Origin of the sequence: Hyalangium sp., assembly GCF_035629615.1 — a bacterium.
Taxonomy (GTDB): Bacteria; Myxococcota; Myxococcia; order Myxococcales; family Myxococcaceae; genus Hyalangium.
On the sequence record NZ_DASPHO010000290.1, the window covers coordinates 1 to 9,294 of the forward strand.

8 protein-coding genes and 1 rRNA gene are annotated in these 9,294 nt (G+C 68.2%); 3 read left to right on the forward strand and 6 right to left on the reverse strand.

Going from position 1 to position 9,294, the window contains the following annotated elements; genetic code table 11:
- Both VD972_RS14650 and VD972_RS14655 read right to left on the reverse strand, forming a co-directional pair.
- Nucleotides 1-759: S-adenosylmethionine:tRNA ribosyltransferase-isomerase (locus VD972_RS14650; protein ID WP_324987035.1), on the reverse strand; the 759-nt coding region annotated here is incomplete at its 3' end.
- Between the two features lie 41 nt (nucleotides 760-800).
- The gene (locus tag VD972_RS14655; RefSeq protein WP_324987038.1) at nucleotides 801-1,910 is read right to left on the reverse strand and encodes a SpoIID/LytB domain-containing protein; all 1,110 of its coding nucleotides are present in this window, start codon (nucleotides 1,908-1,910) and stop codon (nucleotides 801-803) included.
- 73 nt (nucleotides 1,911-1,983) lie between these two features.
- On the opposite strand from VD972_RS14655, the gene VD972_RS14660 reads away from it, so the two are divergent.
- From VD972_RS14660 to VD972_RS14670, 3 genes are all read left to right on the forward strand, one after another.
- Nucleotides 1,984-2,487, forward strand: coding sequence for a hypothetical protein (locus VD972_RS14660; RefSeq protein ID WP_324987041.1), 504 nt, complete (start codon nucleotides 1,984-1,986; stop codon nucleotides 2,485-2,487).
- A gap of 40 nt (nucleotides 2,488-2,527) precedes the next feature.
- Nucleotides 2,528-2,851, forward strand: coding sequence for a hypothetical protein (locus tag VD972_RS14665; RefSeq protein WP_324987044.1), 324 nt, complete (start codon nucleotides 2,528-2,530; stop codon nucleotides 2,849-2,851).
- Between the two features lie 80 nt (nucleotides 2,852-2,931).
- On the forward strand, nucleotides 2,932-3,531 hold the full coding sequence (locus VD972_RS14670; RefSeq protein ID WP_324987047.1) for a hypothetical protein: 600 nt from the start codon (nucleotides 2,932-2,934) through the stop codon (nucleotides 3,529-3,531).
- A 10-nt stretch (nucleotides 3,532-3,541) separates the two neighbouring features.
- Here the strand turns inward: VD972_RS14670 and VD972_RS14675 are convergent, their stop codons facing one another.
- The 4 genes from VD972_RS14675 to rrf form a co-directional block, all read right to left on the reverse strand.
- On the reverse strand, nucleotides 3,542-4,777 hold the full coding sequence (locus VD972_RS14675) for a KamA family radical SAM protein (protein ID WP_324987049.1): 1,236 nt from the start codon (nucleotides 4,775-4,777) through the stop codon (nucleotides 3,542-3,544).
- The gene (locus tag VD972_RS14680) at nucleotides 4,777-6,147 is read right to left on the reverse strand and encodes a lysine 2,3-aminomutase (protein ID WP_324987052.1); all 1,371 of its coding nucleotides are present in this window, start codon (nucleotides 6,145-6,147) and stop codon (nucleotides 4,777-4,779) included. Before VD972_RS14680 ends, VD972_RS14675 begins: the two co-directional genes overlap by 1 nt.
- A gap of 96 nt (nucleotides 6,148-6,243) precedes the next feature.
- Entirely contained in the window at nucleotides 6,244-8,955 is a 2,712-nt protein-coding gene (locus VD972_RS14685; protein ID WP_324987055.1) for a serine/threonine protein kinase, read from the reverse strand.
- Nucleotides 8,956-9,213: 258 nt separating this feature from the next.
- Nucleotides 9,214-9,294: ribosomal RNA gene (gene rrf / locus VD972_RS14690) — 5S ribosomal RNA — on the reverse strand; the annotation flags it as partial.

Consider the following 9,294-nt stretch of genomic DNA (forward strand, 5'->3'; position numbering starts at 1 on the left):
CGTCTCCTCGGGGACGCCGTAGCGCTCCGGGTGCATCTTGTGCCGATCCAGGTCCTCCTCGCGCACAGGGAGGAAGGTGCCTGGCCCCACGTCGAGCGTCACCGTCACACGCTTCACGCCACGAGCCTCCAGGGCCGCGAAGGAGGCCTCTGTGAAGTGCAGCCCCGCCGTCGGCGCCGCCACCGAACCGGAGGAGCGGGCATACACGGTCTGGTAACGCTCGGCGTCCGCGGCGTCCGGCTCGCGGGTGATGTAGGGCGGAAGGGGCAGCTTGCCCGCCTGCTCCAGCAGTTCCTGGAAGGAGGCCCCCGGGGGCGCATGGAAGCGGACCCGGTACTCCCCTCCGCCGAGCGCCTCGAGCACCTCGGCCGTCAGCCCGCTGGGGAAGTCCACGCGCGCCCCGGGCTTGAGGCCCTTGGAGGCCTGTCCGAGGCAGATCCAGTCGCTGGCCTCGGGCGCCTGGGCGAGCGCGGCCGAGGTGAGCGTGGAGGCGGAGGGGCGGACCACGAGCAGTTCCACCCGGCCGCCCGTGCCCGCCTTGGCGCCCAGCAGCCGGGCGGGGATGACGCGCGCATCATTGAGGACCAGCACATCGCCCGCCCGGAGCAGCCCGGGCAGGTCCGCGAAGCGGCGGTGCTCCCACGCGCCAGTGGACCGGCTCACGGTCATCAGCCGCGACGCGTCACGAGCACCCAGCGGCTGCTGGGCGATCTGCGCCTCGGGCAGCTCGAAGTCGTAGTCGGAGAGGTGGGACGGCACGGGGCGCTTGTACCAGCCTCGGTGCCGCCTCGGAACCGAACTCAGTAGAGCTGCTGGAGCTCGGCCTCCGGGTAGTAGTGCGAGAGGATGTCCTTGTAGCTCCAGCCCCCGTCCGCGAGCGCCTTGGCGCCCCACTGGCACAGCCCGGCCCCGTGGCCATAGCCACGCCCGGTGAAGAGGTAGCCGTGGGCCGTCTTCTCCACCTCGAAGTCCAGGCTCTTGAGCTTCGTGTAGCCCAGCCTCTGCCGGAAGCGGGCCCCATCCACGGAGACCCCATCCGAGTTGCTCATGCGGGTGACACGGTGCGTCCGGGTTCGCCCGGAGATGCGCAGCCCCTCGGCAGAGCCGTTGAGCGCCTCCCGGAGCTCTGCCTCGCTGACGGAGGCAGACCAGCGGCTGGCAGCGAGCTTCCCACAGGGACAGTCGACCGGCTGGAGGTAGGGCAGATCTCGCTGGAGGGCGGCCAAGCCGGACTCGGTGCGCCCGCCACAGGAGGCATGGAAGTAGGCCTCGATGGGAGCAAGCTCGTAGGTGAGCACCTCGCCTCGGGTGGCGGCGACGGCGGCGCGGGTCCGTGGATCCTCGCTGGTGACGCCGCCATACACCTGATGGAGCACGCTGCTGCCCATGTAGAAGGCGCTCCCGTAGGCCTCGAGCTTCTTCTGGAGGGCGTAGGTCCGGGCGGCGACGGCCTGGGCCTTGAGCGCCTCCGAGGGAAAGGAGACGGGCATCTCACTGCCGAGCACCGCCGCCAGATACTCCTCCAGGGGGATGACGTTGATGAGCTGCAGTCCGTCCTTGTACAGCCTCACCACTACGTCCCCGCGGACCTGCATGTCCCCGGCGCGCAGCGGCTCATTGCCAGGGACACCCCCGTCATCGGGCGCCCACCCGGCGCGGAAGCGTGCGGCCTCGCCGACGATGGGCGCGCCGTTGACCTCCAACCTCCGCCCGCGCCGCCGCACCGTGACGCGGCTCTTGCCGAGGGAGTGGAAGGTGGCCTCCTCGGAGTCCATCCCGAGCGCCAGCCCCCGGCCACTCACCTGGACCTCCGCTCGCACCTCGCTCATGGCGATGCGCATCGTCTCCACCGCAAATGAGGGAGGAGCCGCGAGGAGGAGGAGCAGGAGGAGTGCAACAGGGCGCAACATGGCTCCCTGCAGTGTAGGAGGCCGTGATCACCACTCAAGAAAATGGCCAGCGAATGAAGGAAACTGACGCGCCATGCCCCCTGCCTTCAATCCCTCGCAGCTCGCGCCGGCCGCCCTCGCTGTGGAGCTGCGGAACCAGCCTCCCCGCCAGACTGCCCTGCTCCGGCGGCGACTGGTGCAGGGAGCCTCGCTCGAGGCGTGCGCCGCCTTCTATGGAGTGAGGCTGGAGGCGATCTCGATCCACCTGCTGCGGGCGGCCCTGGAGCTCACCACGGCAGCGGGAGGCAGTCCGCGTCCGCCTGCGAGCGACGACGAGGAGGAGGCCTGGGCCCGGCAGCTCTCGGCTGCGCTGGAGCGGGAGACGGCGTCTGTGAGTCCGGGGCTCCAGGACACGGTGGCGCTCTGCCGTCGGCTCCAGACGGTGGGCAAGGAGGTGGAAGCCGCTCTCGCCGCCATCGAGCGCCTGGAGGCAGCCTCACCCCACCGCAAGCGGGAGGAGCTCATCCGGCGCCTCGCGGTGGGGCTGCTGCTGGCGCTGGCGGCATACTTCTACTTGAAGCGCCCGCCGGCGCCCTGAGCGCTGGACGCGAAGGTGGGACGGCGCATAAGGGAAGGCCATGCGCGCTCCTTGCCTTGCCCTGTTGGCCCTGGTCCTCGCTGGCTGTCCCAAGCAGGTGGAGAGGGTGGCTGGCTCCGACGACTCCCAGATCGACTCCGCCACGGCCCGACTCGAGGAGCTGCGGGTGAAGGAGCAGTCCGAGTCACTGTCCTGCTCGGAGCGGTGCGCGGTGGCCCGGCAGACCTGCGAGGTGGGCGAGGAGCTGTGTGGGCGGGTGGAGGCGAACCCAGACCGGACGGATCTGCCACCGCGCTGCGTCCAGGCCCGGGAGCAGTGCGCCCAGGCCAACGGGGGCTGCACCCGGTGCCAGAGCGGCGGCTGAGGGGCAAGGGGTCGGCCAACGGGCGGATTGCCCGGGTCCCCCTCCCCCCCCTAGATTCGGGCAACCCTCGAGGAGCCGTCATGTCCCGCCGAATGTCCGTGCTGCTGGTCGCTTCCTGGCTCGCCGTGCCAGGGCTGGCACTGGCGCAGGAGCTCACGCCCGAAAAGATTGCGGCCATCCGCCGTGACGAGCAGGCCGCCCAGGCCAAGGTGGATGCGGCGTACGGCAACCGGAAGCCTTCGGAGATGAGCAACGAGGAGCGCCGTCAGGCCGCGAGGGATCAGCAGACAGCGGGCATGAGCGTGCTGGAGAAGCATGGGGTGTCGGACAAGGAGTACGCGCGCCACACAGCCCGAATGAAGCCGGAGGAGCGCGAGGCCGTCGAGCAGGCGGAGAAGAAGCTGGAGGCCGAGGAGAAGGCGGCCCAGGCGGCCCGGGAAGCGGCGGCGAAGAAGAAGACGGGAGAGGAGGCCCACGCCCCTGAGGACATCCCCATCCAGCACGGCATCAGCGAGGACAGCCCGGTGGAGCTGGAGTCAGCGGAGGGCGCGGCGTCCGTGGTGGAGGAGGGCCTACCGCCGGGCGAGGTAGGCCTGGAAGAGGCACCCGTCGGAGACGGCCTGGAGGGAGCCACAGAGGAGGCCCCGGCAGCGCCTGCGCCCAGGGGCCGGGGCAAGTAGCCGCTCCTGCTCAGCGAGGCTTCGCCCGCCAGATCGCGTCATACGGGCAGGAGCAATCCGTCTCCTCCGGCTCGGGGTAGGCGTACTCCTCACCCTTGTAGTTGCGGAAGATCGTCTCGCGCGCGCTGCGCTCCACCACATAGTCCGGCTGGAGCGTCACCTTGCCGCCGCCGCCGGGCAGATCCACGGCGAGGTGCGGCACGGCGAGTCCGGTGGTGTGGCCCCGGAGCTGCTGGAGGATCTCCACACCCTTGGCGATGGGCGTCCGCAGGTGCTCGCACCCCTCCGCGACGTCCATCTGGTGGAGGTAGTACGGCCGGACGCGGCTGCGCAGCAGCGCGTGGTTCAGCTCCTGGATGATGCGCGCATCCGAGTTGAGCCGGCGCAAGAGCACGGCCTGGTTCTCCACGGGGACGCCATGATCCACCAGGCGCTCACAGGCCTCGCTGGCCTCGGGAGTGACTTCTTTGGGGTGGTTGAAGTGCGTCACCACATAGACGGGGGCGTAGCGCCGCAGCGTGCGCGCGAGCGAGTCGGTGACGCGCATGGGCAGGCACACGGGCACGCGTGTCCCGATGCGGATCATCTCCACATGAGGGATCTCATGGAGCGGCGCGAGCAGCTCCTCGAGCCGCGTGTCGCTGAGGAGGAACGGATCGCCCCCGGAGATGAGCACGTCCCGCACCTCTGGGTGCTGGCGGATGTACTCGATGCCGCGGCGCAGCTGCTCCTTGCTGAGCTCGGCCTCGCCGCCCTTGGTGATGCGGCGGCGGGTGCAGTGCCGGCAGTAGACAGAGCACGTATCGAGCGCGAGGAAGAGCACCCGATCCGGGTACTTGTGGACGATGGCCTCCTCGGGCCGGGTCTTGTCCTCGCCGAGCGGATCGGCCAGCTCCCCGGGGCGGATGCGGGCCTCGGCGCGCACGGGGATGGACTGCATGCGCACGGGGCAGAACGGGTGCTCCGGGTCGACGAGCGACAGGTAGTACGGGCTGATGCCGACGCGGAAGAGCGCGGCCGTCTCCTGGACGCCAGCGCGCTCATCGGGCGTCAGCGGCAGGTACTTCTCGAGCTGCTCGAGGCTGCGGACGGCGTGGCGCTGCTGCCAGCGCCAGTCGTTCCACTCGGCCTCGGTGGCCTGAGGAAACAACCGCCGTCGGCCCTCGGCACTTGCGGGAGGGCGGCCCGCCCGAGACTTGGACGGGCTCACCGCCGACACCGCACCCGGCTGGGCGGACGAGTCCATCAAGCCGCCTTGAGCTGGTCCCGCCACCACGCCTGGCCGGACTCCGGCAGGGTGTCGATGGGATCGTAGTACTCGTACTTGCGGGTGAGCGCCTCGGGATCGTTTGCCTCGATGCCGGTGCGGTAGTTCTTGGTCCAGTAGGAGATGCCCTTCTCCTTGTCGTACTCGGCGACCTGGTGGACCCAGCGCTTGCCGACGAAGGGCACGTCACAGACGATGCGCGGCGTGGCGAAGCCGGGCATGTACCCCATGATGTCGTGCTGGAGCTTCTGGGCCTGAGCGACGGACAGCCGCCAGTGCTCCGAGTTGGGGATCATGTCGCACATGTAGAAGTAGTACGGCAGGATCTTCGCGTGGTCGAGCAGCGTGAAGCACAGGTCCAGCAGGGCGTGGGCGCTGTCATTCACGCCGCGCAGCAGGACGCCCTGGTTGCGCACATCTCGGAAGCCCATGTCGATGAGCTTGCGCACGGCCTTGCCAACCAGCGGCGTGAGCTGCTGGGCGTGGTTGACGTGGGTATGGAGCGCCAGATCCACGCCCCGCTCGACGGCCTTCTTCGCCAGCCGATCCAGCCCCTGAAGAACGCTGTCCTGGAGGAAGTGCTGGGGGATGCCCATGAGGCCCTTGCTGGCCAGACGGATGTCCCGGATGTTGGGGATATCCATGAGCGAGCTGACGAACGGCTCGAGCTGCTGAATGGGCAGGTTGGCGATGTCGCCGCCGGACACCACCACGTCGCGCACGGTGGGCGTGCGGCGCAGGTACTCCAGCATCTGCTCGTAGCGTTCCTTGGGCCCGATGGAGAACTTGTGCTTGGGGACCTGGGGCACGTCATTGCCCACCAAATCCATGCGGGTGCAGTGGCCGCAGTACTGGGGGCAGGTGGGCAGCATCTCCGCCAGCACCTTGGTGGGATAGCGGTGGGTGAGGCCCTCAACTACCCACATCTCCGCCTCATGGAGGCTGTCGCGGCTGGCCTTGGGGTGGTTGGCCCAGTCGATGCGCCGGTCCGCGAACGCCGGCAGCATGTAGCGGCGCACCGGATCGCTCCAGAGGTCCTCCAGGTTCATGGTGTTGAGCATCTGCGGCGGGAGCAGCAGCGACATGGTCGCCCGCTCCTTCTGATCGCGCTCGATGCTCTCGGCCAGGTCATCCGGGAGCAGCGGGCCTAGAGCGGCCTTCAGCTCGCGGAGGTTCTTGATGGTGTGCTTGCGCTGCCAGAGCGCGCTCTCCCACTCCTCTGAGGTGGCGCCCTTGTAGGCAGGGATGCGCCGCCAGTCAGGCTCCAGGAACTCCCGGCGGGTGGGATAGGAGATGGGCTGCGGGGCGGGGCCGGACTCAGCCGGACCGCGAGTGGGCTTCGTTTGCATGGCGCGTCACCTTACCGTGAAGCTCCGACCCGCGAGAGCAGTCCCGCGGCGGTGGCCCTCCTTATCGAACATTCGAGGAAGGAGACACATGCCCGCTCACTCCACAGGCACATTGATCAACTTGGCAACCTCGGAGTCGGTGATCGTGACGCTCTGAGGCTTGGTCTGCTTGCCGTTGAGCTTGAAGACGATCTTGCGGCTGCCCACGGGCAGGAGCAGCGGGTTGCCGATGGCCACGGGGGTATCCCGGCCCGAGTACCTGCCGTCCACCCAGATCTGGGCCCCAGCGGGCTTGGTGCTGGCGGCGAACTTCCCCTTGGCCACAGGGGTCTGTGCCACGGGCTTGATACGCTCGGGCTTAGGATCGGGAGGGGGCTTGGTCTGCTGGGTGGGGGGCGGCTTGGGCTCTTCCTTCTCGAGTGCGAACTGAACCTTCACTTCGGGGCTGCCGTCGGACGCGAACTGCCCCGAGAACGGCTTGTACCCGGTGCGCTTGGCCACGAACTTGTAGGTCTTCCCGATCGCCAGGTCCGGGACCTTCGCGTTGGGCGTCTGACCCACCGGCTTGCCATCCACCTGGATGTCAGCGCCGGACTCACCCACGAAGACTGCGACGAACGTCTTCGGCTTCTCCGGCTGGGTAGGCTTGGGCGGCGGAGCGTCCTGCGATCCGTCCACGACACCTTCGGGCTTGGGGTCGGGCTCGGTGGGCGGCTTGTCCTGCGGGGCCTCCGCCGTGTCACCGCCGCCCTCGGCCTTGAGCTTCAGCGTGACGGGCATGGGATTCTTGCTCTCGATGACGTTCACCGTCTGCTCAAGCGGCGCGAACCCGTCCGCCGCCGCGACCACCCGGTGTGGCCCTGGCTCGAGCTCGATGACGGTGTTCGGCGTGACAGCCTGGCCATCGACGCGAAGCACCACCTTGGCGGTGGGGGGCTCCACGGTGAACATGACACCGCCCGAGCTGCCCCCGGAAGCGACCGCCACCACGGTTCCAATGACACCGAGCAACAGCACGGCGGCTGCAGCGATGATGAAGACCTTGGGGTTGACCGGCTTGCGCGGGCCACTCGGAGTGGGCTTCGCCGTCTTGCCGGGCTTGGCGACGGCCTTCTTCTTGGACGGAACGGGCGCCTTCTCCGTGTCCGGAGCATCCTCTTCCAAGGACCTGGCGCGCGGATTCGACTGCTCGTCCTCCTCGCGTCGCTGGGAACGCCCCTTCCCGGGGCGAGCCGGCGCGACCATCCCGCTGTCGGTCGACTCCTCCTGCTGCTCCTCCTCTTCCTCCTCGGAAGGCTTGGAGGGGCGGGACGTGGGCGGTGGACCGATCACCGTCGCGTTGGCGTAGTTCGCCGGCTCTCCGTCGCCGATGACGACCTGAGGCTTGGAGCCACTCTTGCTTTTGCCACGAACGGCCTGCATCGAGCCCGTCGGCCGCGGTGCCGCCATGGTGGCATCGCTGGCGAACGGGCTGGGCATCGAACCGTCGATCGTATCGCTGCTCTCGTCGAGCGGGTTCTCCGTCCGGCCTGTGGAGCTGTCATCGAGCGGGTTGGAGTTCTTGCCCGTCGAGCTGTCGTCGAAGAGCACGCTCTCGCCGAGACCACTGAGGGCCAGGGCCGAGTCGACGATCTGCGTCTTGTCCCCGGCCCCATCCATCTCGGCAAGCTCTTCGGCCGTGGGAGGCGGGACGAGGGGTGGAGGGGCAAGTTTCTCCGAGCGCGACATGGGAGGAGGAGGCGGCGGACCCACCGGTGTCACCATGGAAGGCTTGCGCGACGCTCGCGACGGCGGCGAGGGCATGGCGCTGGCGCCCGAAGTCTCGAGCTGGTCCGGCTTCTCGATGCCCGCGAAGCGCTCCATCTTCTCGGCTTCGCGCATCATGTCCTCGGCGAAGGCCTCTTTCATGAAGGAGGCCAGGTGCTTGCCGGAGTAGATGGCATCCCCCGCGAGGAGGAACTTCATCAAGTCCTCCTGCAGGTCCGACGCCCACTGGTACCGCTCCTCGGGCTCACGCGCGAGCGCCTTGAGGACCACCTTCTCCAGCCCCGCCGGGACGTTCGGGTTGAACTGGCGGGGCAGCGGCACCTCGGCGTTGCGCACCTTCTCCAGCGTGGAGAAGTCCGACTCGCCGACGAAGAGCTTCTCGCCGGTGAGCATCTCGTAGAGGATGACGCCCACCGCGAAGATGTCGCTGCGGCGATCGATGGGCATCCCCCGGACCTGCTCCGGGCTCATGTAGCCAAACTTGCCCTTGAGAATGCCGGCCTGCGTCTTCTGCGCGCGGTTGGCCGCCTTGGCGATGCCGAAGTCGATGATCTTCACCTCGCCTTCGTACGAGACGAGGATGTTCTGCGGCGACACGTCGCGGTGGATGATGGACAGGTCCTGCCCGCGCGCGTCCTTTTTGCGGTGCGCGTAATCGAGCCCCTCGCACATCTTCGACGAGACAAAGACGGCCTGGGCCGTCGGCATGATCTCCTTGCGCCGCCGGTAGCGCTCCAGGATGGTGCGCAGGTCCCTGCCCGCGACGTACTCCATCGCGATGTAGTAGGCCTCCTCGTACCTCCCGAGATCGTGGATGTGCACGATGTTGGCGTGGTTCAGCTGCACGCTGATCCGCGCTTCATCGACGAACATCGTGATGAACTCCTGGTCCTCGGCCATCGTCGGGAGGATCTTCTTGATGGCCAGGAAGCGCTCGAAGCCCTCCACGCCGAAGGCCTTGGCGATGAACACTTCGGCCATGCCGCCGACGTTGATGCGCTCGAGGAGGAGGTACTTGCCGAATGTGGTAGGCCGCTTCATCTCGTGGAGTCGCCACAGCCCGGGCGGCAACAGTGCCGTCGAAGGCGGAAGTATGCCGGGCGGAGCCTAAGGACTTTAGAGGAGCACGGACGGTCAGTCAAACAGAGGTGCACGCCCAAATTGTCTAGAGAATCCACAGGCTTGGACGCATTCTGGGGCCCGCCTGGCGGCTCCCCGAGCGCGACCTGGAGCAAAAAACGAGCAAAAAAAAACGCCCCTGGGGCCCAGTGAAGGGCGCCAGGGGCGCATGAGAAAAAAATCCGGCAGCGACCTACTCTCCCACGCGGTTTCCCGCGGAGTACCATCGGCTCTGGAGGGCTTAACTTCCGTGTTCGGGAT

Bases quoted from the DNA above. Each gene is read 5' to 3' on its own strand.
- VD972_RS14680 (WP_324987052.1), bottom strand. From the start codon at position 6,147: ATGCAAACGAAGCCCACTCGCGGTCCGGCTGAGTCCGGCCCCGCCCCG.
- VD972_RS14670 (WP_324987047.1), top strand. From the start codon at position 2,932: ATGTCCCGCCGAATGTCCGTGCTGCTGGTCGCTTCCTGGCTCGCCGTG.
- VD972_RS14655 (WP_324987038.1), bottom strand. From the start codon at position 1,910: ATGTTGCGCCCTGTTGCACTCCTCCTGCTCCTCCTCCTCGCGGCTCCT.
- VD972_RS14665 (WP_324987044.1), top strand. From the start codon at position 2,528: ATGCGCGCTCCTTGCCTTGCCCTGTTGGCCCTGGTCCTCGCTGGCTGT.
- VD972_RS14660 (WP_324987041.1), top strand. From the start codon at position 1,984: ATGCCCCCTGCCTTCAATCCCTCGCAGCTCGCGCCGGCCGCCCTCGCT.
- VD972_RS14685 (WP_324987055.1), bottom strand. From the start codon at position 8,955: ATGAAGCGGCCTACCACATTCGGCAAGTACCTCCTCCTCGAGCGCATC.
- VD972_RS14675 (WP_324987049.1), bottom strand. From the start codon at position 4,777: ATGGACTCGTCCGCCCAGCCGGGTGCGGTGTCGGCGGTGAGCCCGTCC.